Consider the following 25233-nt stretch of genomic DNA (forward strand, 5'->3'; position numbering starts at 1 on the left):
GCGGGTAGGCTCGTAGCCAAGATGACAGAGGACCTCTCACCAGCTGAGCGATACCAGGCTTCTCGGGACCGTGCGGCCGAGATGGCGACGGCCCTCGGGCCCTTCCGCGAGATGTACGAGTTCGGTCTGGACCCGTTCCAGATCGAGGCCTGCCAGGCCCTGGAGGCGGGCAAGGGGGTGCTGGTCGCGGCCCCCACCGGGTCGGGCAAGACGATCGTCGGCGAGTTCGCCGTGCATCTGGCCCTGGAGCAGGGCCGCAAGTGCTTCTACACCACACCGATCAAGGCGCTCTCCAACCAGAAGTTCGCCGATCTGGTCAAGCGCTACGGCGCCGACAAGGTCGGCCTGCTGACCGGTGACAACAGCGTCAACTCCGAGGCGCCGGTGGTCGTGATGACCACCGAAGTTCTGCGGAACATGCTGTACGCGGGCTCCCAGTCGCTGTCCGGCCTCGGCTATGTGGTCATGGACGAGGTGCACTACCTCTCCGACCGCTTCCGGGGCGCGGTGTGGGAGGAAGTGATCATTCACCTCCCCGAGTCGGTGACGCTGGTCTCCCTGTCGGCGACCGTCTCCAACGCGGAGGAGTTCGGCGACTGGCTGGACACCGTGCGCGGCGACACCGAGGTGATCGTCTCCGAGCACCGCCCGGTGCCGCTCTGGCAGCACGTGATGGCCGGACGCAAGATGTACGACCTCTTCGAGGAGGCGACCGACCACGGCGGCCGGGGCGCCGGACGGCGTGAGGTCAACCCCGACCTGGTCCGTCTCGCCCGGCAGGAGAGCCAGAACGTCTACAACCCCCGTGACCGCCGCCGGGGCAAGATGGTGCGCGAGGCCGACCGTGAGCGCGAGAGGCGTCAGCGCGGCCGGATCTGGACTCCCGGCCGGCCCGAGGTCATCGACCGGCTGGACAACGAGGGCCTGCTCCCCGCCATAACCTTCATCTTCAGCCGGGCCGGATGCGAGGCCGCCGTCCAGCAGTGCCTGTACGCCGGTCTGCGGCTCAATGACGAGGACAAGCGCCGTCTGGTCCGGGAGATCGTCGAGGAGCGGACCGCGTCCATCCCCGGCGAGGACCTGCACGTCCTGGGCTACTACGAGTGGCTCGAAGGCCTGGAGCGGGGCATCGCCGCGCACCACGCGGGCATGCTTCCGACCTTCAAGGAAGTCGTCGAGGAGCTGTTCGTCCGCGGTCTGGTGAAGGCCGTCTTCGCCACCGAGACGCTGGCGCTCGGCATCAACATGCCCGCGCGTTCCGTGGTGCTGGAGAAGCTCGTCAAGTGGAACGGCGAGCAGCACGCCGACATCACTCCCGGCGAGTACACCCAGCTCACCGGCCGGGCCGGACGCCGCGGCATCGACGTCGAGGGCCACGCGGTGGTCCTGTGGCAGCGTGGCATGGACCCGACGGCGCTGGCCGGCCTCGCGGGCACCCGTACGTATCCGCTGCGCTCCAGCTTCCGCCCCTCGTACAACATGGCGGTCAACCTGGTGCAGCAGTTCGGGCGGCACCGCTCGCGGGAGCTGCTGGAAACCTCGTTCGCCCAGTTCCAGGCGGACAAGTCCGTCGTGGGGATCTCGCGCCAGGTGCAGCGGAACGAGGAGGGCCTGGAGGGCTACCAGGAGGGCATGACCTGCCACCTCGGCGACTTCGAGGAGTACGCGCGCCTGCGGCGCGACCTCAAGGACCGCGAGACGGAGCTGGCCAAGCAGGGCGCGGCGCAACGGCGGGCGGCGGCGGCCTCCTCGCTGGAGAAGCTGAAGGCCGGGGACGTCATCCATGTGCCGACGGGGAAGTTCGCGGGGCTCGCCCTCGTGCTGGACCCGGGGCTTCCTGCCGGGCGGGCCAACGGGCACCGCGGGTTCGACCACCACGACGGGCCGCGCCCGCTCGTGCTGACCGCCGAGCGGCAGGTCAAGCGGCTGGCCTCGATGGACTTCCCGGTGCCGGTGGAGGTGCTGGACCGGATGCGGGTCCCGAAGTCGTTCAACCCGCGCGCGCCGCAGTCCCGGCGCGATCTGGCCTCCGCGCTGCGGACCAAGGCCGGGCACATCGTGCCCGACCGGCACCGCAAGGGGCGGGCGCCGGCCGCCGACGACCGCGAGATCGCCCGGCTGCGGACCGAGCTGCGCGCCCACCCGTGCCACGGGTGCGACGAGCGGGAGGACCACGCCCGGTGGGCCGAGCGCTACCACCGGTTGCAGCGGGACACCCGACAGCTGGAGAAGCGGATCGAGGGGCGGACGAACACGATCGCCCGGACCTTCGACCGGATCGTCGCGCTCCTGACCGAGCTGGACTACCTCCGGGGCAACGAGGTCACCGCGAACGGGCGGCGGCTGGCCCGGCTGTACGGGGAGCTGGATCTGCTCGCCAGCGAATGCCTGCGGGAGGGTGTGTGGGAGGGGCTCAACCCCGCCGAACTCGCCGCGTGCGTCTCGGCGCTGGTGTACGAGGCGCGGCAGGCCGATGACGCGGTCGCGCCGAAGCTGCCGTCCGGTCCCGCCAAGGTCGCCATGGGCGAGATGGTGCGGATCTGGGGGCGGCTGGACGCCCTGGAGGAGGACTTCAAGATCAACCAGACGGAAGGGGTCGGGCAGCGCGAGCCCGATCTCGGCTTCGCCTGGGCGGTCTACATGTGGGCCTCCGGCCGGACGCTGGACGAGGTGCTGCGCGAGGCGGAGATGCCGGCGGGGGACTTCGTACGGTGGTGCAAGCAGGTGATCGATGTGCTGGGGCAGGTGGCCGCGGCGGCTCCTCGGGATGCGGGGGAGGGGGCGAGTTCTGTGGCGAAGAATGCGCGTAAGGCGGTGGATGCGGTGTTGCGGGGGGTGGTGGCGTACAGCTCTGTCGGCTGACGCCGGTGCTGGGCGCTGGGCGCTGATGGGGGGTGGGGCAGGGGGTGCGGGTGCGCCTGCGGCGGGCTTGTTCCCCTACCCGCCCCTTCCCGAAACCGGGGCTCTGCCCCGGACCCCGCTCCTCAAGCGCCGGAGGGGCTGGGAAAGCCGGTCCTCAAGCGCTGGAGGGGCTGGGAGGCGCCCGGGCTCAACGAGGGGTGGGGCTGTCGGGGTGCTTCGGGGTCAGGTGTCGCGGGTTTTGGCCGCTGCTCCCGCGCAGACCATGCCCAGCAGTACGGTCAAGCCGCCGACGATGATGTTGTTGATCACGATGCCGGCGTCCGGGCTGCTGCCCACCACCCAGCTCGACACGATGATCCACGCACCCATGGCGCAGATCGCCCAGCTCAGGCCGTACATGCGCTCCGGCATCACGGTGAAGCCGAGAGCCAGTACCGCGATGGCGATGCCCATCACCAGGTTGTGCGTGACCAGGGCCGGCTGGCTGGCCGTGAAGTGGAGCACCCACGGGGAAACGGCGCAGTAGAGGCCGACGAGGAACACCGGCGCGTCCACCAGCGCCACATCGCGACCGCCCATCACCCGGTCGTACCGCGCACGCATTTCGGAGGCATCGGGGTGGCCCGATATATCACTCCTCGCGTGTGAGACGTTGCTCATGAGATTTCGTCTCCTTCGTCGCGCGGGCCCCGCCGCCGTGCGAAGGGATGCGGCAGGCACCCTCATCCCCATAGTGCTCTTATCCGGCGCTTATGTGTACTTTTCGGGCGATGTTGTTGGTGGGGAATCTCAGGTGCTCCGAGGCCCTTCGGAGTCCAGCCGGCCGGCCAGGCTGCGAAGGTCCCCCGTGGTCAGCCGGCGGTCCCCGTAGCCGGGCAGCGGTACGTGCAGGGGCTCGGTCCAGCGGGCGGGGATCGTTCCGATGCCGTACACCGCTCCCGCCAGGCCACCCGTCACGGCTGCCACCGTGTCGGTGTCCCCGCCCACGTCGACGGCGGCCGCCAGGGACCGCTCGAAGGTGTCCGTCGTGCGCAGCGCCCAGAGCGCCGTGCCCAGGCAGGGCCACACCGCGCCGTTGAACTCGGTCGCCAGGCCCGGGTGCCAGTCGGGGGCCAGCACCGTCGCCCAGCGGGCCCGGTGGTCGGCGTGGACCTCGGCCAGCGTCGCGGGGAGGGCGGCGAGCGGGTCCTCGCCCGCCAGTGCGACCCGGATCAGTTCGTGGAGGACCGCGGTGCCCTCCCAGGCCGCCCGGTCGCCGTGGGTCAGCGCCGCGATCCGGCGGGCCGCCTCCATCGTCCCCGGGCGGCCGGAACGCGCGAAGTACACCGCCGATGTGGTCGCCCGCATCAGCGAACCGTTGCCCGCGGCCCGCCCGTTGAGCTGGGAGTGCAGGGCCGCCGCCAGGTCCCACGGTTCGCCGTTGGTCAACACGTCCTCGGTCTGGAGGCCGATGTCCTTCGGCCCGCCCGCGGCCCACCTCCGGAACCGGTCGAACACGTCCGGCAGGTCCAGCCCGCCCCGCTCCAGCAGCGACTCCCCGACCAGCACGGCCATCTGCGTGTCGTCCGTCGCCTCGCCCGGGTCCCAGCCGCCGCCCCCGCACAGCGCCCCGACGCCGTCCGGGAAGCGGGCCGTGAACACGCCGGCGGGGCCGAACTCGAACGGGGCGCCGAGCGCGTCCCCGGCGGCGGACCCGACCACGGCTCCGGCCACGCGGTCGCCACGGCCCAGGGGTTCACGGTGTGCCATCCGGTCAGGCTAAGGCAGCGCCCGCACACGACGAGGGGCGGGGAGCCGCGGTACACCGCGGCTCCCCGCCCCTCGTCGTGGGGGTCGGTGGGGGCTACTTCGGGGGCATCAGGACCGAGTCGACGATGTAGACCGTCGCGTTGGCGGTCGGGACGTTGCCGCAGACGACCTTCGAGGAGTCGTTCACGGTGTACTCGACGCCCGAGCCGGCCGTGGTCAGCTTGCTCTTCTCCAGCGTGTCGAAGGAGCCCTTCTCCAGCTGCTGAGGCGTCAGCTTCTCGCCCACCACGTGGTAGGTGAGGACCTTGGTGAGCTCGGCCTTGTTCGCCAGCAGTGCGTCCAGGTCGGCCTTCGGGATCTTGGCGAAGGCGTCGTTGGTCGGGGCGAACACCGTGATGTTCTCCGCGTTGTTGAGCGTGTCGACCAGGCCTGCCTGCTTCACGGCGGCCACCAGCGTCGACAGCTCCTCGTTGTTCGAGGCGGCCGTGGCGACCGGGTCCTTCGCCATGCCGTCGAACGAGCCCGCGCCTTCCTTCGGCACCGACGAACAGGCCGGGCCGAACGGCTCGTCCATGGTCGCCGAGTCATCGGCAGAGGGGCTCGCCGGGGCGGACGAGCTGGGCGTCGAGCCTGCCGCCGAGTCCTTGGAGGAGTCGTCCGACGAGCAGGCGGTCAGGGCGAGCGGCAGCACGGCCGCTGCGGACACGGCGACGGCTGCGCGGCGGAAGAGGAGCGTGTTCATGGCGTTTCTCCTGGATCGAAGGTCTTGTGCGAAGAGAGAAAGAGAAAAGAAAGGGGGAGTGGGGCATGCGGCCGGCGGGACCGGCGGGGCGGAAGTGCCCCGGCCAACCGCGCGTCGTTCCGGCTCTGCTCTCACACAAGGGGTTCGACGCCGGTCGGCCGGCGGATTGGTCCCAGGCCCCCATTCACTCGTTCGGAGTAGATCCACCACTGATCGACCAATCCATCCGGCCCCCGGCCACGAACGCAGGGTGAGGAGCGCTCCAGCAGTGCTCCGACCTGTGTGGAAGGACCGGAGGGAGCCGGAATGGCAGGGGAACGACGGCGGACGGCCGTGGTCGGATCCGGAGTGGCGGGACTGACCGCCGCCCACGTTCTCCGGGACGCCCACGAGGTGACGCTGTACGAGGCGGAGGACCGCGTCGGAGGCCACGCCCACACGCATGACCTGACCGCGTCCGACGGCCGGGTGCACCGCGTCGACTCCGGGTTCATCGTGCACAACCGCCGGACCTACCCCCACCTGCTGCGGCTCTTCGACGAACTGGGCGTCGCCACCCAGGAGTCCGAGATGTCGATGTCCGTACGGTGCGAGGGATGCGGCCTCGAATACGCCGGGGCGCGCGGCCCGGCCGGGCTCTTCGCGCAGCCGCGCTCCGCCGTACGCGGCCCCTATCTGCGGATGCTCGCCGAGGTGCCGCGCTTCCACCGCGCGGCCCGGGCTCTCCTGGAACTGCCGGACAGCGGCAGGGATGGGACGGATGGGACGGGTGGGGCGAGCGGGATGACGCTGGGGGAGTTCGCCCGGCGCGGGCGCTTCTCGCCGTACTTCCACGCCCACTTCCTCACGCCCATGGTCTCCGCCGTCTGGTCCTGCGACCCGGTCACCGCCCTGCGCTACCCGGCCCGCTATCTCTTCCGCTTCCTCGCCCACCACGGCATGCTCGCCGTCGGCGGCTCCCCGGTCTGGCGCACCGTCACCGGCGGGTCGCGCAGTTACGTCGACCTCCTCGTCAAGCAGCTCACCACCGTGCACACCTCGACCCCGGTACGCGCGATCACCCGGCACGCGGACGGCGTCGACGTCACCACCGAGGACGGCACGAGAACCCCGTACGACTCCGTCGTCATCGCCACCCACCCCGACCAGGCGCTGCGGCTGCTCACCGACCCGACCGACGCCGAGCGCGGCACGCTCGGCGCGTTCCGGTACTCCCGCAACCCGACCCTGCTGCACACGGACACCGCGTTGCTGCCGCGCGCCCGGGGGGCCAGAGCCTCCTGGAACTACCTGATGCCCTCGTGCGCCGCCGACGCCGACCGCGTCACCGTCAGCTACGACATGAACCGGCTCCAAGGGCTCGACGCGCCCGAGACCTTCGTGGTCACGCTGAACGGCTCCGACCGCGTCGACCCCGCCTCCGTACGCGCCCGCATGGTCTACGAGCACCCCGTCTACACACCCGAGTCCGTCGAGGCCCAGGCAGGGCTGCCCGCCCTCTCCGGTCCGGTCACCGCCTACGCGGGGGCGTACCACGGCTGGGGTTTCCACGAGGACGGCTGCCGTTCGGGGGTCGAGGCCGCGGCGGCCCTGGGGGTGAGGTGGTGAACGCCCTCTATCCGTGCACCATCGCGCACGTACGGAACCGGCCGACGAGATACGCGTTCCGGCACCGTACGTATCTGTGGCTCATCGACCCCGACCGGCCGCCCCGGCTGCCACGCCTCCTGCGGCCGCTGGCCCGGTTCGACCCCCGCGACCACTTCGGCGGCACCGCCCCGACCATCCGGGCCGGCCTGGAGCGCTTCCTGCGGGCCCGGGGCGTCGAACTCGGCGACGGCACCGTCACCATGCTCACCCAGGCCCGGGTGTTCGGACACGTCTTCAACCCGATCACCGTCTACTGGTGCCACCGGGCCGACGGGGGCCCCCTCTGCGTCGTCGCCGAGGTGCACAACACGTACGGCGGACGGCACGGGTATCTCCTGCGCCCCGACGGAGACGACCGGGCCGTGACGGAGAAGAAGTTCTACGTCTCGCCGTTCTTCCCCGTGGACGGCGGCTACCGGATGCGGCTGCCCGAGCCCGGGCCCCGGCTCGATCTGAGTATCCACCTGGAGCGCGACGGGGCCCGCCCGTTCACCGCGACCGTACGGGGCAGCCGTCGACCGGCCCGCCCCCGGGAGCTGGTGCGGCTCGCCCTGCGCCACCCCCTCTCCACCGTCCTCGTCTCCGCCGCGATCCGCCTGCACGGCATCCGGCTCTACCTGCGCGGGCTCCCCGTGCAGCCCCGTCCCCCGCACCGCCCACAGGAAGGCATGCAGTGACCGCGCCCACCTCCGCGCTGCCGGCAGAACACACCCCCGGGACAGACCCGGAACGCTGGCCCGACATCATCGCGCTGCCCCGGGCCTCCCGCGCCCGGACCGCCGTCGCCGAACGCATCGTCCGCCACGCGCTCGCCCGGCTCCCTCTGCGCGCCCGGCTCGCGGGCAGGGACGACATAGGCCTCGGCGGGCCGCTCATGGACATCCGCGACCCCGACGCCTTCTTCCGGCGGATCGGCGCGAGCGGACTCATCGGCTTCGGCGAGTCCTACATGGCGGGGGAGTGGGACGCGCCCGACCTGGTCGGCGTGCTGACCGTGCTGGCCGACAACGCCGCCGACCTCGTCCCCCGGCCGCTGCAACGCCTGCGCGGCATCTGGGCGCTGCGCAGGCCCGCCGCGCAGCTGAACACCCCCGAAGGCTCCCGGGACAACATCAGCCACCACTACGACCTGTCCAACGAGCTGTTCGCTCTCTTTCTCGACGAGACGCTCTCCTACTCCTCCGCCGTCTTCCGCGGCTTTCCCGCCGAACACGACCTGCTGCCCGCCGCCCAGCACCGCAAGATCGACCGGCTGCTGGACGCCGCCGGGGTCACCGAGGGCACCCGCCTCCTGGAGATCGGCACCGGCTGGGGCGAACTGGCCATCCGCGCGGCCGCCCGCGGCGCCCGGGTCGTCACCGTCACCCTCTCCGCCGAACAGCGCGAACTGGCCCGCGCCCGGATCCGCGAGGCCGGGTACGCGGACCGCGTCGAGGTGCGGCTGAGCGACTACCGCCACGTCACCGGCGACTACGACGCCATCGTCAGCGTCGAGATGGTCGAGGCGGTCGGCGAGGAGTTCTGGCCGGTCTACTTCGCGACCCTGGACCGGCTGCTCGCCCCCGGCGGCCGCATCGCCCTCCAGGCCATCACCATGCCCGACGAGCGGCTGCGCGCCAGCCGCTCCACGTACACCTGGATCCAGAAGTACATCTTCCCCGGCGGACTCCTGCCCTCCACCGAAGCCATGGAGCGGATCACCACCGGCCACACCCGCCTGCGCACCACGCAGCGCATCCGCTTCGGCGCGCACTACGCCGAGACGCTCCGGCTGTGGCGGGAAAGGTTCACCGAGCGGGCGGCCGAGGTCGACGCCCTCGGCTTCGACGCCGTCTTCCGCCGGATGTGGACCTTCTACCTCGCCTACTCCGAAGCGGGCTTCCGCTCCGGCTATCTCGATGTGCAGCAACTGCTTCTGACCCGCGAGGAGACCGCGTGACCACGACCGCACCCAAGCCCCCCGCCCGGCGCACCCCGACCGGGGCCGCCCAGCGCGTCGAACCGCTGATCGAGCGGTTCCTCGGCGGCCCGCCGCCGGTCCGGGTACGGATGTGGGACGGCAGCGAGACCGGGCCCAGGGACGCCCCCACCGTCCACGTGCGCACCCGCAGAGCGCTGCGCCGCCTGCTGTGGGAGCCGGGCGAACTCGGCCTCGCCGAGGCCTACATCACCGGTGACATCGACCTCGACACCGACCTCGGCGACGGGCTGCGCGCCATGCGCCGCGCCGCGCGCGACCGCGGCCTCACCCCGCCCACGCCCGCCCTCGTGGACCGGGTCAGGGCGGCGGGCCTCGCCCTGCGCCTCGGCGCGGTCGGCCCCCGGCCGCCGGTCCCCGCCGCCCGTGCCGGACTCCGTGGGACCCTGCACAGCAAGGCCCGGGACCGGGCGGCGATCAGCCACCACTACGACCTGTCCAACGCCTTCTACACGCTGCTCCTCGACGAGACGATGGCGTACTCCTGCGGCTACTGGACCAGCGAGGCACCCGGCTACGGCGCGGCCGACGCGCAGCGCGACAAGCTGGAGCTGATCTGCCGCAAGCTCGGACTGCGGGCCGGCGCACGGCTGCTGGACATCGGCTGCGGCTGGGGTTCGCTGACCCTGTACGCGGCCGAGCGCCACGGCGTCCGCGTCACCGCCGTCACCCTCGCCGCCGAACAGGCCGCGTACGTACGGGAGCAGGTCACCGCACGCGGCCTCGACGATCGCGTCGAGGTGCTGAACATCGACTACCGGGACATCGCGGGGCGGCCGGAGACCCGGGGCGCGTACGACGCCGTGTCCACCATCGAGATGGGCGAGCACGTCGGGGACGCCGAGTACCCGGCGTTCACCGCGATCCTGCACGACGCGCTGCGGCCGCGGGGCCGGGCCCTGGTCCAGCAGATGTCCCGGGGGACGACCGCGCCGGGCGGCGGCGCGTTCATCGAGTCGTACATCGCCCCCGACATGCACATGCGGCCGCTCGGCGAGACCGTCGCCCTGCTGGAGGGCGCGGGTCTCGAGGTGCGTGACGTCGAATCGCTGCGCGAGCACTACGTGTGGACGGTGGAGGCCTGGCGGCGCACCCTGGAGGAGCGCTGGGCGGAGTTCGTCGCGCTGGTGGGGGAGGAGACCGCGCGGGTGTGGCGGCTCTACCTCGTCGGCGGCGCACTCGCGTTCGAGGAACGCCGGATGGGCGTCGACCAGATCCTCTCCGTACGGCCCGATCCGGTCGGCTCCGCGGCGATGCCCGCCACCCGGCGGGACTGGTACGCACCGGGCGACCCGGGAGCCGACCGGTGAGCGGCTTCGTCTGGCCCGCGTTCGCGAGCGGGCTCGCGGGCGCGGCCGTCGCCGCGCTCGGCGTCATGCTCGTCACCTTCGCCGTCGCCCTGAGGAAGGGCATGCACCGGATCGTCGACGTCGCCTGGGGCATCGGGTTCGCCGCCGTCGCCCTGGTCTCCTACGGCCTGTCGGCGGGCGACGGCGACGACGGCCGCCGGCTCCTGGTCACCGCGCTGACCGTGATCTGGGGGCTGCGCCTCGCCCTCCACATCGGCCTGCGCGGCCGGGGCCACGGAGAGGACCCGCGCTACGCGAAGATGCTGGCCAAGGCCCCCGGCAACCCGAACCTTTACGCCCTGCGCAAGGTGTATCTCCTCCAGGGGGCGCTGGTCTGGCTGGTCTCGCTCCCGGTGCAGGCCGCGCAGTACCTCACCGCGCCGCTCGCCTGGTGGGCCTGGGCGGGGGCGCTCCTGTGGGCGGTCGGCCTCGCCTTCGAGGCGATCGGTGACGCGCAGCTCGCCCGGTTCAAGGCCGACCCCGCCAACAAGGGGAAGATCATGGACCGGGGGCTGTGGTCCTGGACCCGCCACCCGAACTACTTCGGCGACTTCTGCGTCTGGTGGGGACTCTTCCTCTTCGTCTGCCAGGCCCCCGCCGCCGCTGCCGCCACCGTCGTCGCCCCGCTGGTGATGAGCTTCCTGCTGACCAAGGGCAGCGGCGCGGCCCTGCTGGAGCGTCATATGGCCGACCGGCCCGGGTTCGACGCCTACGTGGCGCGGACGAGCGGCTTCTTCCCCAGGCCGCCGCGCCGGGTCTGACAGCCGAGGAGGCCCCCTCCGCGTCTCCGCGCGCCGGGTCTGACAGCCGAGGAGGCCCGTCCCGCGTCTCCGCGGGGCGGGCCTCCTCGCGTCGTGGCCGTCGTCCGGTCAGTCCAGGCCGCGGGCGCGTTCGAAGCGGGCCCGGGCCTCGGCCAGGTCCACCACCGGGTCCGGGTAGTCCAGGCCCGCCCGGTCCAGGCCCTCAAGCTTCCAGGGCTCGTGGATCGCGGCGCCCTCCAGCTCCGCCAGCTCCGGCACCCAGCGCCGTACGTAGGCACCGCGCGGATCGAAGCGCTTGCCCTGGATCACCGGGTTGAGCACGCGGTTGGGCCGGGTGTCCGTGCCGGTGCCCGCCACCCACTGCCAGTTGAGCTGGTTGTTCGCCAGGTCGCCGTCGACCAGCAGGTCCAGGAAGTGCCGGGCGCCCACCCGCCAGTCCACGTACAGCGTCTTGGCGAGGAAGCTCGCGGCCAGCATCCGGCCCCGGTTGTGCATCCAGCCCTCGTGCGCGAGCTGCCGCATCGCCGCGTCCACCAGCGGATAGCCCGTACGCCCGGACTTCCAGGCGTCGATCTCGTCCTCGTCGGAGCGCCAGCGGTCGTGGCGCGGCCGGTAGTCGGACCAGGAGGCGTCCGGCCGGTCCGCGAGGACCTGGTGGTGGAAGTCGCGCCAGGCCAGTTGCCGCACGAACGCCTCGCCGCCCGGCCCGCCCTTCTCCCGGGCACGGTGGACCAGTTCGGCGGCGGAGACCGTACCGAAGTGGAGATGCGGGGAGAGCCGGGACGTCGCGTCGCCGGCCAGGTCGTCGTGGCCGTCCTCGTAGTCGGCCATCGGCCCGTTCAGCCAGGTCGTCACCAGCTTGCGGCCCGCCTCCTCGCCGCCCCGGGCGAGGCCGGGGGAGAGGTTCTCGACGCTGTCCCGGTCCGGGAGCGGATCGCTTGCCACGCCGTCCGGCACCCGCACCGTGCGGGGAGCGGTCAGTGTGCCCCGTACTCCCTCCGCCTCCCAACGGCGGAAGTACGGGGTGAACACCGCGAAGTGGTCCTTGCCGCCCGTCGGGACCACCTGGCCCGGAGCGAGCGCGGTGACCACCGCGTCATGGACGCGCAGCTCGCTGCCGGTGCCCGCCAGGGCCTCCCGGATCCGTTGCTCGCGCCGCGTCGCGTACCGGCTGACCCCGGCGGCGACGTGCACGGAGGCCGCCCCGCTCTCCTTGGCCACCCGCCTTACCGCCTCGGCCACCTCGCCCCGGCGGACGACCAGCCGGCCGCCCCGGTGGCGGAGTCCGGCGTCCAGGGCGGCCAGGCAGTCGGCGAGGAAGGCCAGCCGGTTGGGCGCGTCGAACCCGGCGCGGTGGACGGCGTCGTCCCGGACGAACAACGGGACGACCTCGTCCGCGTCCCGCAGGGCGGCGCACAGCACCGGGTTGTCGTGCAGCCGCAGATCGGAGGTGAACAGCACCACCGCGACACTCATGGAACGGGTGCTCCTTGCATGGTTCGTGGGTGAGGGGGCAGGCGGCATGGTTCGTTGGTGAGGGGTCAGGCGGTCGGGAAGTTCATCAGCGCCACCGGGGACGAGGTCGGTTCGTCGGAGCCTCCGGCGGGTTCGACCGTGATGCCCATCCCGGACGCCCGGTCCACCGGCCCGTCCAGCAGGACCGCGTCGTCGCTCGCCTTCGGATCCATCAGACCGGCCGAGCGCATCGTGCCCTCGTCGTTGAACCAGAGCTGGTAGACCTTGCCGCTCGGCGGCCGGTCCATCCCCGAGGCCAGGAACACCGCACGGTTCTGGCTCCGCGAGACGACGACGGTGCCGTGCGCGTCGCCGGTCAGCTCACTCGACGTGGTCTTCGCGTCCGGGGCCGAGAGCACCTGGGCCAGCTGCTCGTTCTGCCGCTGCGCCTGGTTCGCCTCCTGCCGCGCGTCCTGCGCCACCTGGTTCTGCCAGACCGCGACCCCGCCGAACGCGGCAGTCGCGGCGACGCAGGCGGCGAGCGCGTACGCGTACCACCGGCCGGTGCGTCCGCCCCCGCCGGTCCGTGCCCGTCTGCCGGGCACCGGAGCCTCCTGGCGTACGGTCGTGATCTCCCACAGCACCCGGTCGCGCAGCTCGCGCGGCGGGGTCTCGGCGACGGCGAGGCCGAGCCGGGCGGCGGTGGCCGACAGCTCCCGCACCTCCTGGGTGCAGGCCTCGCAGTCCTCCAGATGCCGCTCGAACGCCTGCCGTTCGGAATCCGGCAGTGCGTGCAGGGCATAGGCACCGGTCAGCGTGTGCAGTTCGGCCGTGCTCATGCGCTCACCCCCAGGCAGTCGCGCAGGCGGATGAGGCCGTCGCGGAGTCGTGTCTTGATGGTGCCCAGCGGCACGGCGAGCAGCTCGGAGACCTCACGGTAGGTCAGGCCCCGGTAGTAGGCCAGGGTCACCGACTCCCGTTGCAGCTCGGACAGGGTGCGCATGCAGCGCCGTACCTGTTCTCTCTCCAACCGGGTCTCGACCTGTTCGGACACCTCGTCGAAGGCGGGTGTCCGGTCCAGCAGCGCCGCCTTGTGCTCCCGGGCGGCGGAGGCCTCGGCCGAGCGGACCCGGTCGACGGCCCGGTGGTGGGCCACGGTCAGCACCCAGTTCATCGCGCTGCCCCGGGAGGCCCGGAAACGGGGCGCGGTGCGCCACACCTCCACCAGCACCTCCTGCGCCACCTCCTCCGACTGGGCCGGATCGCGGAGCACGCTGCGCACCAGGCCGAGCACGGGCCCGCTCACCGCGTCGTACACCGAGGCGAACGCGTCCTGGTCGCCCCGCGCGACCCGCACCAGGAGCTCCTGGAGGTCGGGGCCGGGCGAGGGCACCCCACTGATGTGTACGGCTTCCTTCACGCGGGTTTCCTCCCGGGGCGATCGTCGCTTCCGGCAGTGATTCGGAGCCGACGACCGTACGGATTGGTCGGACGCCCGCGATCTTTCCAGACCGGGCCCCGGGAGGACGCGACTCAGCCGGTGAGCGTTTCGCGCCGTCGCAGGCGGACGGCGCGGACGGCGAGGAAGATCAGCAGCCCGAACGGGGACAGCAGGATCGTCAGGACCAGCAGCGGCCCCATCAGCAGCGGCGACAGCCCCAGCTTCCGGCTCTGGAGGTACATCCACTGCCCGAGCAGCAGGTCCCAGGCGATCACCTGCGCCCACATGGCCCCCGCACCCCCGGCCAGCGCCGTCAGATCACGGAACGTGTCGATGTCCGGACTGCTCACCGCCGTCCAGAGCTCAGGGAACACCGGGACGGCCATGACGACGTAGACGACGAGCACGGGCAGCACGGTCAGCGGCGAGGCGACGACGCGGGCGGTGCCGGACCAGGTGGGGGCGAAGATCATCAGCAGCCAGAACGGGGCGGCCAGATAGAACGTGATCTCGAACAGTGCGCCGGTCATGCCACGGGCTCCTTGTGGTCGGCGGTGCGGGAGGACGGGCGGCCGGGGGCGGCCGTGCGCAGCGCGCTCCACGTTCCGCACGCCACCGCCGCGAGGACGGTTCCGGCGGCGGCCAGCGTGGCCGCGTCCGGGTGGATCAGCGGCTGGCCGCGGAGCGCCTGCCAGGTGATGAGGGCGAAGAACGCCGCGTAACCGCCGACGGCGACCCGCACGAGACGCAGCCGCACTCCGGCGTCGCGCAGCGGGGCGAAGCGGGGCGCGAGGAGCAGCAGGGCGATCAGGAGGAGTGGGAGGAGCTGGAGGGCGTGCATGCCCACGAAGTGCGGGGCCCGCAGATCGCCGCCGGTCGTCGACCAGCCGGTCAGCGGCATGGCCGGGCCGCCGTCCGGTACGCCCACGGAGTGCGCGCCGATGATATCGGCGGTGTCGAGGTTCCCCGCAGCCCGCTGGCCCTTGCTCGGCCCCGTCATCAGGAAGCCGAGGGCCGCACCGGCCAGGGCGATCAGCAGACCGCCCCGGATGGCCAGGGCGGTCACCCGGTCGGAGATACGGCTGCGCAGCAGCAGGACGGCTATCACCAGGGTGGCCGCCCACAGGACGGCGACGGTCTGCCCCATCGCGTTCCACAGTGCCGCGTCGAAGGGGGTCGCGGAGTTGAAGTGGCTGCGCCGGCCACGGACGACCTGCACCGTGATCAGCGCCATCTCGGTCAGGCTCGTCAGCACGACGACGTGCCCCGCCCATCGGCCGGTGCGCTGACCCCGGGTGAGCTGGGTCAGCATCCAGGCCAGGGTCATGCAGTACGCGACGAAGGACACGGCGAACTTGAACGGCTTCGCCCAGATCGGCGCGCCCACCAGGACCCGGTCGTCGACCACGAGTCCCACGGCGGAAACGAGGGCCATAACGGCCATCGCGGCGGAGAAGAGGACTAATGGGCGGTGCCAGGAACGCCAGGACGACATGGGGACCCCCTGTGATGATGTGATCAATATGGATAGCCGCACTGTCCACTATCCGATAGAGGGACTATCTATGATGAGGGCGGTTTCTGGCAAGGGTGAAAGGGCGAACACGCGGTGCGCATCGGTGAATTGAGTCGCAGGTCCGGGGTCCCGGTGCCGACGATCAAGTACTACCTACGGGAAGGGCTGCTGCCCGCAGGGGAGCTGACCAGCCCGAATCAGGCCCACTACGGCCCGGGGCACGAGCGCCGGCTGCGCCTGATCCGGGCGCTGCTGGATGTCGGCGGCCTGTCGCTCGCCAGCATCGGCGAGGTCCTGGAGGTCATGGACGACCCGGAACAGCCGGTGCACAAGGTGCTCGGCATCGCGGCGGACGGGGTCATCCCGCCGGGCGAGGAGGAGGCGGGGCGGGACCTGGAGGAGGCGCGGGACGAGGTGGCCGAGCTGGTGCTGCGGCGGGGCTGGCACGTCGACGAGCGGGGCCCCGCCGCCGAATCACTGGCGGGGGTGCTGGCCGCGCTTCGCAGGGCCGGGCACGGCGGATACATCGGCCTGCTGGACGTCTACGCGGACGCCGCCGAGCCGGTCGCCCGCGCCGACCTCGACTATGTACAGCGGCGGGTGGCCCGCGAGGACCTGGTCGAGAGCGTCGTCGTGGGCACTGTCCTCGGCGAGGCGATGCTCGGCGCGCTGCGGAGACTGGCACACATCGATGTGTCCTTCCGGCGCTTCGAGTCCCCGCAGAACCTCTCGGGGCCGGTCGAGCCGGAGGGCTCCCAGGCCGTGGAAGAGGGTGCGGGGGGAGGCGGGGCGCGGGATGCCGGGGTTGGTGGCGGGGCGGAGGTGGTAGCGGAGGCGAGCCCTCCGGGCGCCTGAAGCCGGGCGCCTGAAGCCGGGCGCGGAACCGGCGGACGGACCCGTGGACGGACCCGTGGACGGACCCGCGGGCTGACCCGGTGCGCGGCCCGGCGGGTGGGCCGGCGGGTGGGCGTGGCGGCCCCGGCCCGGCGGCCCCACCCCTCGCGTCCCCCGACGCGCGGACCCCGCCCGCCGCGAGTGCGGCGGACGGGGTCCGGTGGTCAGCTCGCCGGGCGACCCGGGCGACCCGGGCGACCCGGGTCGGAGCCCGGCCCCGGCCCGGCGGACGGCTCCGGACGGCTCCGGGCGGCGGGGCCGTCCGCCGGGGCCGGCGTCGAGGCGGCGTCTAGGCGGCGGTCGTGCCGCTCTCCTGCTCGCGCTCCACCTGCTCGTTCCACTCGCGCTTGACGGCGCGCCAGGCGTCGTCGTTCTGGCCGAGACGCCAGTAACCCGAGATCGAGAGCCGCGGCAGCGGGATCTGCCGCTCCACGCGCAGATACCGGCGGATCTCCTTCACGAAGCCCGCCTCCCCGTGCACGAAGGCCTGGATCTCGCCCTCCGGGAAGTCCAGCCCCTTCACGGCGGCGGTCAGCAGCTCGCCGACGGGCCGGTCGCCGCGGTGCAGCCAGGTCACGGCCACCCCGTCGGGCGTCACGATCTTCTGCTCCTCGGAGGCGTCCGACACCTCCACGAAGGCGTGCACCAGCGCACCCGACGGCATCTGCTCCAGCGCCGCCGCGATCGCCGGCAGCGCGCTCTCGTCGCCGACCAGCAGGTGCCAGTCCGCCGACGCCTCGGGACCGTAACCGCCGCCGGGGCCGAGGAGGGTCACCTGCTCGCCCACCCGGGCCCGCTGCGCCCACGGTCCCGCGAGTCCCGCGTCGCCGTGCACGACGAAGTCGACGGCCATCTCCCGGGCGACCGGGTCCCACGAGCGCACCGTGTACGTACGGGTGGTGGGCCACAGCTCGCGCGGGTACCGCTCCCGGATCGCGGCCATGTCGAACGGGTGCGCGTAGTCCGCGCCCTCGGGCGCGAAGCACAGCTTGATGTAGTGGTCGGTGAAGCCGGAGAGGGTGAAGTCCGCGAGCCCCTCGCCGCCGAGGACCACCCGGACCATGTGCGGGGTGATCTGCTCGGTGCGCACGACCTGCGCCCCCTGAGCCGTGGGTCCCTGCCGGGCCGGCCGCTCTGCCACGAGGTACTCCCTGGTTCGAAAACTTGAGCTTAGGTATGCCTAAGTTAACACCTCAGTGCTGAAGGGTGGTCAGGAGCCGCTGAAGCGCTCCGCCCAGCCCCCACTGCTCCGCCAGCGCCTCCAGGGCGGCCGGGTCGCGCGGCTCGCGGGGCAGCGCCGGGTCGAAGTCGGGCAGGGGGACGTCCCCGGCCACCCGGACCACCTTCGGCGCGACGGCCACATAGGCGCGCGACTCGTCCAGCCGCTTACGCTGCGAGGGCGTCAGCTTCGCCTTCGGATCGTCCACCGCCGCCATGATCCCGTCGAGATCGCCGTACGCGTCCAGCAGCTTCGCCGCCGTCTTCTCGCCGATGCCGGGGACGCCCGGGAGCCCGTCGCTCGGGTCGCCGCGGAGCAGCGCCAGGTCGACGTAGCCCGCGCCGTCCACGCCGTACTTCTCGCGGAGCCAGGCCTCGTCGGTCACCTGAAGGGTGCCGACGCCCTTGAGCGGGTAGAGCACGCGCACCTGGCGGGCGTCGTCGACCAGCTGATACAGGTCGCGGTCGCCGGTGACGATGTCCACCGGCCCGGTCGCCCGCCCCGTGAGGGTGCCGATGACGTCGTCCGCCTCGTACGGCGTGACGCCGACCCGGGCGATCCCGAGTGCCGCCAGCACGTCCTCGATGATCGGGACCTGTGGGGACAGCGTGTCGGGGATCTCCTCCTCGTCCGTCTGTCCGGCGGGCGTCTCCTCGGCGACCCGGTGCGCCTTGTAAGTCGGGATCAGGTCGACCCGCCACTGCGGGCGCCAGTCGTTGTCCCAGCAGGCGACCAGATCGTCCGGCCGGTGGTCCTGCACCAGGCGGCCGATGAAGTCGAGGAGTCCGCGCACGGCGTTCACCGGTGTGCCGTCCGGCGCGCGCACCGAATCGGGCACACCGAAGTAGGCGCGGAAGTAGAGGGAAGCGGTGTCGAGGAGCATCAGGCGTCGCGTCACAGACCCGATGATGCCCCACCGTGCCCACAGTCGCTCCGAGTAACCGCTTACCGTCGCTCCGTCGCAGGTCAGTGACCTGGATCACTGTTGTGTTTGGGCTGTGTAAGCGAGGGCAGGCGCGCCATCGGAGCGAACCACGTCGCATTTTCAACTAGTGCATGTGCCACGCGGACAGAACCCGCACCGCTCCACGGTCTGCCGGAGGGGGTGGCAGACCGTTTTTCGGTTCAACGCGTGAGGTGTATGTGTCCAGGCTGCAAGCCGAACACTTGTACAAAGTCTTCGGAAGACGACCCGATGAAGCCGTGCGGAAGCTCGAAAGCGGCTCCGACCGCGACGAGTTGCGCGCCGAGGGGACGACCGCAGCGGTGATCGACGCCTCGTTCACCGTGGAGCCGGGTCAGATCTTCGTCGTCATGGGGTTGTCCGGCTCGGGCAAGTCCACCCTGTTGCGGATGCTCAACGGTCTGCTCGACCCCACGGCGGGCCGGGTGCTCTTCGACGGTCAGGACCTGACCGCCCTGAGCCCCCGCGACCTGCGGCACGTCCGCTCCACCAAGATCAGCATGGTCTTCCAGCACTTCGCGCTCTTCCCCCACCGGAGCGTCCTGGAGAACGCCGCGTACGGCCTGGAGGTCCAGGGTGTGTCGCGCGAGGAGCGCGAGGTGCGCGCCACCGAGGCGCTGCGTCTGACCGGCCTCGAAGGCTGGGAGAAGTCCTGGCCCGACGAGCTGTCCGGCGGTATGCAGCAGCGTGTGGGCCTCGCCCGCGCGCTGGCAACCGACGCCGACCTGCTGCTCATGGACGAGTCCTTCAGCGCGCTCGACCCGCTGATCCGCCGTGACATGCAGGACCAGCTGCTGGAGCTCCAGAAGCGCCTGAAGAAGACCATCGTCTTCATCACCCACGACCTCAACGAGGCCATGCGCCTGGGCGACCGGATCGCCGTCATGCGCGACGGGGAGATCGTCCAGCTCGGCACCGCCGAGGACATCCTCGTCACCCCGGCCAACGACTACGTCGCCTCCTTCACCCAGGACGTCGACCGCTCCCGGGTGCTCACCGCGGGCGCGATCATGGCCGAGGCGCACACCGTGATGGGCACCAGGACGGCGGACGGCAAGGAACTGCGCACCCCGCAGGACGTGCTGGCCGCGGCACCCGCCACGGTCCCGGAGTCCACGCCGATCATCGACCTGTTCACGCCCTGCTCGCAGAGCTCGAACCCGGTCGCCGTGACCGACGCCAAGGGCAAGCTCGTCGGCGTCGTCCCCAGCTCCCGGCTGCTCGCCGTCCTCGGTGAGCCGATGACCCCGGCCGAGGCCCCCCGCGACACCGAACCCGCGGCAGCGGACGGCGTGAAGAAGGTGGCCAGTGTTTAGGCTCCCCCTCGGCGAATGGGTCGACTCCGCGGTCGACTGGCTGCAGACCCACCTCGCCTGGCTCTTCGACGCCATCAGCTCCATCGTCAGCGGCATGTTCGACGGCATAGCCGCCGTCCTGTCCGCCCCCGCGCCGCTGATCTTCGCGGGCATCGTCGCCGTCATCGCCTGGTGGCTGCGCGGCCTGCCCGCGGCGCTGCTCACCTTCGTCGGGTTCGCCCTCATCGACTCCGTCGAGCTGTGGGACGAAGCGATGGACACCCTCACCCTGGTGCTCGTCGCGACCCTGGTCACCCTGGTCATCGCCGTGCCGCTGGGCATCTGGGCCTCCCGGTCCAAGACGGTCAGCGCGATCACCCGGCCGGTCCTGGACTTCATGCAGACCATGCCCGCCATGGTCTACCTGATCCCCGGCGTCATCTTCTTCGGCGTCGGCGTGGTCCCCGGCATCATCGCCACCATCATCTTCGCGCTGCCCCCGGGCGTCCGTATGACCGAACTCGGCATCCGCCAGGTCGACGGCGACCTCGTCGAGGCGGCCGAGGCCTTCGGCACCACCTCGCGCAACACCCTGCTGCGCGTCCAGCTGCCGCTCGCCCTGCCCACGATCATGGCCGGAATCAACCAGGTCATCATGCTCGGCCTGTCCATGGTCGTCATCGCGGGCATGGTCGGCGGCGGCGGCCTCGGCGGCTCCGTCTACCGCGCCATCGGCAACGTCGACGTCGGCCTCGGTTTCGAGGCGGGCATCTCCATCGTCATCCTCGCCATGTACCTGGACCGGATGACCGGCGCCCTGGGCACCGAGGTCTCCCCGCTGGGCCGCCGCGCGGTCGCCAAGGCCCAGGCCATGGCCGAGGGCTGGAAGATCTGGACCTACCGTCCGCAGCCCCGCCTCGCGGCCGTCGGCATCGTCGTCCTCGCGCTCGTCGCGGGCAGCATGAGCGTCTTCGGCGGCTCCAAGGACGACACCGCAGGCCAGGCCGCGCGGATCGGCGACGGCAAGAAGGTCAGCATCGGCTACATCCCGTGGGACGAGGGCATCGCCTCCACGTTCCTCTGGAAGGAGATGCTGGAGCAGCGCGGCTTCGAGGTCGACGTCAAGCAGTACGAGGCCGGCGCGCTGTACACCGGTATGGCCAACGGCCAGATCGACTTCCAGACCGACTCGTGGCTGCCGGTCACCCACGCCAGCTACTGGGCGAAGTACAAGGACCGCCTGGAGGACCTCGGCGCGTGGTACGCCCCGACCTCGCTGGAGCTCGCCGTCCCCGCGTACATGAAGGACGTCCAGTCGATGGACGACCTGAAGGGCCGGGCGTCCGAGTTCAAGGGCCGCATCGTCGGCATCGAGCCGAGCGCCGGCGAGATGGGCCTGCTCAAGGACAAGCTGCTGCCGGGCTACGGCCTGGACAAGGAGTACAAGCTCATCGACGGCTCGACGCCGTCCATGCTGGCCGAGCTCAAGCGCGCGTACGCCAAGAAGGAGCCGATCGTCGTTCCGCTCTGGTCGCCGCACTGGGCGTACAACGAGTACGACCTCACCAAGCTGAAGGACCCCAAGGGTCTCTGGGGCAAGGGCGACGGCGTCCACACCCTGGCGCGCAAGGGCTTCTCCGCCGAGAACCCCGTGGTCAGCAAGTGGCTCAAGGACTTCAAGATGAGCGAGAAGCAGCTCACCAGCCTTGAGGCCGAGATCCAGAAGTCCGGTTCCGGCAAGGAGCAGGAAGCCGTCCGCACCTGGCTGAAGGACAACCCGGGCGTCGCCGACAAGTGGTCCCCGGTCCCCGAGGACGCCAAGGCCGACGGCGGCAAGGACGAGCGTGACCGTGCCGTCGAGGTCGCCTGGTTCCCCTGGGAGGAGGACATCGCCGCCACGTACCTGTGGAAGGCGGTCCTGGAGGAGCGCGGCTACAAGATCAACCTCAAGCAGTTCGAGGTCGGCCCGATGTACGCCGCGATGTCACGCGGCCAGATCGACGTGCAGTTCGACGGCTGGCTGCCGTACACCCAGAAGAATTACTGGGACAAGTACGGCGACAAGCTGACCGACATCGGCTCCTGGTACGGGCCGACCTCCATCGAGGTCGCCGTCCCCGACTACGTCAAGGACGTCAAGACCCTCGACGACCTCAAGGGCAAGGGGTCCGACTTCAAGGGCCGGATCGTCGGCATCGAGCCCGGCACCGCCACCATGGAGAACCTCAAGAAGAACGTCCTGCCGGGTTACGGCCTGGACAAGGAGTACGAGGTCCTCGACTCCTCCACGCCCGGCATGCTGGCCGAGCTGAAGCGCGCGTACGCCAAGAAGGAGCCCATCGCGGTTCTGCTGTGGACCCCGCACTGGGCGTACAACGAGTACGGCATGACCAAGCTGAAGGACCCGAAGAAGGCGTTCGGTGAGGGCGACCGCCTGCACACCATCGCCTCCAAGGAGTTCCCGAAGCAGTACCCGCAGCTGACGAAGTGGTTCAAGGACTTCAAGCTCACCGAGAAGCAGCTCGGCGGCCTGGAGAACGAGATCCAGAAGCGTGGCGTGGGTCACGAGGAGGAAGCCGTGAAGGCCTGGATGGACGACAACCCGGGCATCGCGGACACCATGGCGCCCCAGTAAGGGCCCACGGGCACGAAAGCAGCAGGTCGTGAGGGGTGGCCCCGCCTTCGGGCGGGGCCACCCCTTCCGGCTGCCCGGGGGCGTTTACCGGACGTCGTGCGCAACCATGTGCGTAAGGTGCTGGCAACCGGGAGGATGGCGGAGGCGGGAGGGAGCCGGGACATGGACGACAAGGACACACCGCGGGTGGGCGCCGCCGTCCGCCGACGGCGCAGAACCCTGGGACTCACACTGGCCGCGGTCGCGTCGCGCAGCGGCCTCTCCGTGCCCTTCCTCAGCCAGATCGAGAACGAGCGCGCCCGCCCCAGCGCCCGTTCCCTCGACCGGGTCGCCGAAGCGCTGGAGACCACCACCAAGAAGCTTCACGCCGCCGCCGACTCCGCGCGCGCCGTGGACGTCGTCCGGGCCGAGGAGGGCGAGGGCGTACGCCGCCTGGTGCGCGGCCGGCATCAGCTCAGCGCCCTGGAGTTCACCGGCGAACCGGACCTCGGCCGCGAGTTCCAGCACCGCAACGACGAACTGATGTACGTCGTCGAGGGCGCCGTCGACGTCGAGGCGGAGGGCCAGGTCCACCGTCTGGAGCGCGGCGACACCCTGTTCCTCTCCGGCGGGGTCCGCCACCGCTGGCGCGCCACCGTGCCCGGCACCCGGCTGCTGGTCGTCGCGGTGGCCGAACACATCGACGCCACGTTCGACTCGCGCCGCTGACCCCGTACGCCGTCCGTACGGTGCCGAGTCCGTACGGGGCGAGTCCGTACGGTGCCGAGTCCGTGCGGGGCGAGTCCGTGCGGGGGCGGTCCCGCCCCTCCACCCGCGAAAGGCCCGTCCGTGCGCGTCGTCTCCCTGGTCCCCTCGCTCACCGAGGCCGTCGCCCACACCGCACCCGGGCTGCTCGTCGGGGTCACCGACTGGTGCACCCACCCCGCGGATCTCACCGCCGCCCGCATCGGCGGCACGAAGAACCCGGACGTGGCCGCGATCGCCGCCCTCGCCCCCGACCTCGTGATCGCCAACGAGGAGGAGAACCGTGCCCCCGACCTCGACGCGCTCCGGGCGGCCGGGCTCGACGTCCTGGTCACCGAGGTCCGCACCCTGGACCAGGCCCTCGCCGAACTGCACCGCGTCCTCGTCGACGGCTGCGGGCTGGCCCGGCCCCGCTGGCTGGACACGGCCGAGGCCGCCTGGGCCGGGCTGCCCGCGCCCTCCGGGAGCCCGCGCCCCGCCGCCGTACCGATCTGGCGGAGGCCCTGGATGGTGCTGGGCCACGACACCTTCGCCGGCGACCTCCTCGCCCGTCTCGGCATCCGCAACGTGTACGCCGACCACGCCGAGCGCTACCCGCGCATCCCGCTCGACGAGCTGAACGCCTCCGGGGCCGAGCTGATCGTGCTGCCGGACGAGCCCTACCGCTTCACCGCGGACGACGGGCCCGAGGCCTTCCCGGCCCTGCCCGCCGCACTCGTCGACGGGCGGCTGCTCACGTGGTACGGGCCGTCGCTGGCCGAGGCGGCACGGGCGCTGCCGTCAGCGCTCCGCTGAGCACCCCGAGCGCCGTCCGCGTCCCGGCCGCCGCCCAGGCCGCCACCAGGAGGACGTACAGCCCCACCGCCAGCCAGGTCAGCGCGTCGAGCCCGGTGTGCCGCGCCAGACCGGCCGCGCCCGTCACACACGTACCGACGGGGAAGGTGAACGCCCACCACGTCATCGCGAAGCCCATGCCGTTCCGGGCGGCCCGCACCACCATCGCGGTCGCCAGGGCCAGCCACAGCAGCGCGAAGCCCATCACCGGCACCCCGTACAGCACGGCGAACGCGCCGAACGCGGAGGCGTAGGGGGCCCCGACCGCCCCCGGGGCGGCGTCGGCGAGCTGATTGACGGCGGTCGTCGACTGCCCGAGCGGGCCCAGCACCAGAAAGAGCGTCGGCGTCAGCGCGAGCGGCAGCGGACCGTGGTGGACCAGCCGGGAGAAGACCAGAGGCAGCACGACCAGCGTGGCCAGCAGCGACAGGCCGAACATCGCGTAGCAGGCCAGCAGCAGCGCCTCGCGTCCCTGTCCGGCGGCGACGTGGGGCACCAGCAGCGCGCCCTGCGAGGCCGACACCATCGGGGCGACCAGCGGCAGCAGCCACACCGGGGACGCGGTCCCGGGCGCGGGACGGTGGCGTACGACCATCAGATACGGCACCACGACAGCGGCCACCAGACCGATCGCCGTACCCGCCACGAACAGCACCACGTCCACCGCGAGCGCCGCCCGCGCGCCCACCACGTCCTGGCCCACCGTCAGCGTGGCCCCGCCGACGGCCAGCAGCGCCATCGCCAGACAGCCGTAGAACGGGGCGACGGCCGGGTCCAGGAGATGGGCCCGCGCCTGGTCACGGTGGCAGAGCCAGTGCCCGGTACGGGCGGCGAGGACGGCCGACAGCAGCACGGCCGACAGCGCCCACACCACGGTGCACGCGGCCCGCAGCCCGGGAACGTCCCCCGGGAGCATCGCGCCGGCGCTCGCGACGATCGCGGTGCCCATGACGCTCGCGTACCAGTTGGGGCCGATGTTTCGCAGGGAAGGCAGCCGCGTCGCGTCGCCGGATGCCTCCGCCGGGCGGGTCGGAAGCGCGGCGGGGGGCGAGGGAACGGCGGTCCGGGTCTGCGGAAAGATGGCCATGCCACGATTCTTCGCGGCCGGCCCCCTGCCCACCAGGCATCCCGTTCCTATGAGGTCA

General features: G+C 71.8%; 22 protein-coding genes. 11 read left to right on the forward strand and 11 right to left on the reverse strand.

Annotated features, from left to right (window positions below; translation table 11 throughout):
• The first annotated feature begins 21 nt into the window (after window positions 1–21).
• Window positions 22–2862: a DEAD/DEAH box helicase gene (locus tag ACIQRW_RS23130; protein ID WP_403763406.1), complete on the forward strand. Its 2841-nt coding sequence runs from the start codon at window positions 22–24 to the stop codon at window positions 2860–2862.
• A 222-nt stretch (window positions 2863–3084) separates the two neighbouring features.
• On the opposite strand, the gene ACIQRW_RS23135 is transcribed toward ACIQRW_RS23130, so the two are convergent.
• The 3 genes from ACIQRW_RS23135 to ACIQRW_RS23145 all read right to left on the reverse strand — a co-directional run bounded on the left by ACIQRW_RS23135 (window position 3085) and on the right by ACIQRW_RS23145 (window position 5353).
• Window positions 3085–3522 carry an SPW repeat protein gene (locus tag ACIQRW_RS23135; protein ID WP_403763409.1) on the reverse strand — a complete coding sequence of 146 codons (438 nt, stop codon included), beginning with the start codon at window positions 3520–3522 and terminating at the stop codon, window positions 3085–3087.
• A 129-nt stretch (window positions 3523–3651) separates the two neighbouring features.
• Window positions 3652–4611, reverse strand: coding sequence for an ADP-ribosylglycohydrolase family protein (locus ACIQRW_RS23140; RefSeq protein ID WP_403763412.1), 960 nt, complete (start codon window positions 4609–4611; stop codon window positions 3652–3654).
• A 94-nt stretch (window positions 4612–4705) separates the two neighbouring features.
• Complete coding sequence (locus ACIQRW_RS23145) at window positions 4706–5353, reverse strand: fasciclin domain-containing protein (protein ID WP_371622560.1); 648 nt, start codon at window positions 5351–5353, stop codon at window positions 4706–4708.
• 306 nt (window positions 5354–5659) lie between these two features.
• On the opposite strand from ACIQRW_RS23145, the gene ACIQRW_RS23150 reads away from it, so the two are divergent.
• From ACIQRW_RS23150 to ACIQRW_RS23170, 5 genes are read left to right on the forward strand one after another with little or no spacing between them, the layout of a single operon-like run.
• A complete protein-coding gene (locus ACIQRW_RS23150) occupies window positions 5660–6961 on the forward strand; it encodes an NAD(P)/FAD-dependent oxidoreductase (protein ID WP_403763415.1) in 1302 nt (433 codons plus the stop codon).
• The gene (locus tag ACIQRW_RS23155) at window positions 6955–7680 is read left to right on the forward strand and encodes a DUF1365 domain-containing protein (protein ID WP_403763418.1); all 726 of its coding nucleotides are present in this window, start codon (window positions 6955–6957) and stop codon (window positions 7678–7680) included. Before ACIQRW_RS23150 ends, ACIQRW_RS23155 begins: the two co-directional genes overlap by 7 nt.
• Window positions 7677–8942 (forward strand): class I SAM-dependent methyltransferase, encoded by a 1266-nt coding sequence (locus ACIQRW_RS23160; protein ID WP_403763421.1) that lies wholly within the window; start codon window positions 7677–7679, stop codon window positions 8940–8942. Before ACIQRW_RS23155 ends, ACIQRW_RS23160 begins: the two co-directional genes overlap by 4 nt.
• A complete protein-coding gene (locus ACIQRW_RS23165; protein ID WP_403763424.1) occupies window positions 8939–10291 on the forward strand; it encodes a class I SAM-dependent methyltransferase in 1353 nt (450 codons plus the stop codon). Before ACIQRW_RS23160 ends, ACIQRW_RS23165 begins: the two co-directional genes overlap by 4 nt.
• On the forward strand, window positions 10288–11091 hold the full coding sequence (locus ACIQRW_RS23170; RefSeq protein WP_403763427.1) for a DUF1295 domain-containing protein: 804 nt from the start codon (window positions 10288–10290) through the stop codon (window positions 11089–11091). Before ACIQRW_RS23165 ends, ACIQRW_RS23170 begins: the two co-directional genes overlap by 4 nt.
• Window positions 11092–11199: 108 nt before the next feature.
• Here ACIQRW_RS23170 and ACIQRW_RS23175 read toward each other — a convergent pair whose 3' ends face one another.
• The 5 genes from ACIQRW_RS23175 to ACIQRW_RS23195 form a co-directional block, all read right to left on the reverse strand.
• Window positions 11200–12567 carry a cryptochrome/photolyase family protein gene (locus ACIQRW_RS23175; RefSeq protein ID WP_403763430.1) on the reverse strand — a complete coding sequence of 456 codons (1368 nt, stop codon included), beginning with the start codon at window positions 12565–12567 and terminating at the stop codon, window positions 11200–11202.
• Window positions 12568–12632: 65 nt separating this feature from the next.
• Entirely contained in the window at window positions 12633–13385 is a 753-nt protein-coding gene (locus ACIQRW_RS23180; protein WP_403763433.1) for an anti-sigma factor domain-containing protein, read from the reverse strand.
• Window positions 13382–13966 carry a sigma-70 family RNA polymerase sigma factor gene (locus ACIQRW_RS23185; protein WP_403763436.1) on the reverse strand — a complete coding sequence of 195 codons (585 nt, stop codon included), beginning with the start codon at window positions 13964–13966 and terminating at the stop codon, window positions 13382–13384. The genes ACIQRW_RS23180 and ACIQRW_RS23185 overlap by 4 nt, the downstream gene beginning before the upstream one ends.
• Before the next feature lie 113 nt (window positions 13967–14079).
• Window positions 14080–14517 (reverse strand): ABA4-like family protein, encoded by a 438-nt coding sequence (locus ACIQRW_RS23190; RefSeq protein ID WP_403763439.1) that lies wholly within the window; start codon window positions 14515–14517, stop codon window positions 14080–14082.
• Window positions 14514–15431 carry a hypothetical protein gene (locus tag ACIQRW_RS23195; protein ID WP_403763442.1) on the reverse strand — a complete coding sequence of 306 codons (918 nt, stop codon included), beginning with the start codon at window positions 15429–15431 and terminating at the stop codon, window positions 14514–14516. The genes ACIQRW_RS23190 and ACIQRW_RS23195 overlap by 4 nt, the downstream gene beginning before the upstream one ends.
• A gap of 204 nt (window positions 15432–15635) precedes the next feature.
• Between ACIQRW_RS23195 and ACIQRW_RS23200 the strand changes: the two genes are divergently transcribed.
• Entirely contained in the window at window positions 15636–16358 is a 723-nt protein-coding gene (locus tag ACIQRW_RS23200) for a MerR family transcriptional regulator (protein WP_403763445.1), read from the forward strand.
• A gap of 328 nt (window positions 16359–16686) precedes the next feature.
• Here the strand turns inward: ACIQRW_RS23200 and ACIQRW_RS23205 are convergent, their stop codons facing one another.
• Both ACIQRW_RS23205 and ACIQRW_RS23210 read right to left on the reverse strand, forming a co-directional pair.
• Entirely contained in the window at window positions 16687–17538 is an 852-nt protein-coding gene (locus ACIQRW_RS23205) for a siderophore-interacting protein (RefSeq protein WP_403763447.1), read from the reverse strand.
• A 52-nt stretch (window positions 17539–17590) separates the two neighbouring features.
• Complete coding sequence (locus ACIQRW_RS23210; protein WP_265604049.1) at window positions 17591–18499, reverse strand: 5'-3' exonuclease; 909 nt, start codon at window positions 18497–18499, stop codon at window positions 17591–17593.
• Between the two features lie 320 nt (window positions 18500–18819).
• On the opposite strand from ACIQRW_RS23210, the gene ACIQRW_RS23215 reads away from it, so the two are divergent.
• The 4 genes from ACIQRW_RS23215 (at window position 18820) to ACIQRW_RS23230 (ending at window position 24049) form a co-directional block, all read left to right on the forward strand.
• Window positions 18820–19896, forward strand: a complete 1077-nt coding sequence (locus ACIQRW_RS23215; RefSeq protein ID WP_403763450.1) for a glycine betaine/L-proline ABC transporter ATP-binding protein — start codon at window positions 18820–18822, stop codon at window positions 19894–19896.
• Entirely contained in the window at window positions 19889–22510 is a 2622-nt protein-coding gene (locus tag ACIQRW_RS23220; RefSeq protein WP_403763453.1) for an ABC transporter permease/substrate binding protein, read from the forward strand. Before ACIQRW_RS23215 ends, ACIQRW_RS23220 begins: the two co-directional genes overlap by 8 nt.
• Window positions 22511–22672: 162 nt before the next feature.
• The gene (locus ACIQRW_RS23225; protein ID WP_403763456.1) at window positions 22673–23218 is read left to right on the forward strand and encodes a helix-turn-helix domain-containing protein; all 546 of its coding nucleotides are present in this window, start codon (window positions 22673–22675) and stop codon (window positions 23216–23218) included.
• A 120-nt stretch (window positions 23219–23338) separates the two neighbouring features.
• Window positions 23339–24049 carry a helical backbone metal receptor gene (locus ACIQRW_RS23230; protein WP_403763458.1) on the forward strand — a complete coding sequence of 237 codons (711 nt, stop codon included), beginning with the start codon at window positions 23339–23341 and terminating at the stop codon, window positions 24047–24049.
• Here ACIQRW_RS23230 and ACIQRW_RS23235 read toward each other — a convergent pair.
• Window positions 23988–25175, reverse strand: a complete 1188-nt coding sequence (locus tag ACIQRW_RS23235; protein ID WP_403763461.1) for a TDT family transporter — start codon at window positions 25173–25175, stop codon at window positions 23988–23990. The genes ACIQRW_RS23230 and ACIQRW_RS23235 overlap by 62 nt on opposite strands.
• Between the last annotated feature and the right edge of the window lie 58 nt (window positions 25176–25233).

Source organism: Streptomyces sp. NPDC091287, assembly GCF_044768525.1.
GTDB lineage: Bacteria > Actinomycetota > Actinomycetes > Streptomycetales > Streptomycetaceae > Streptomyces.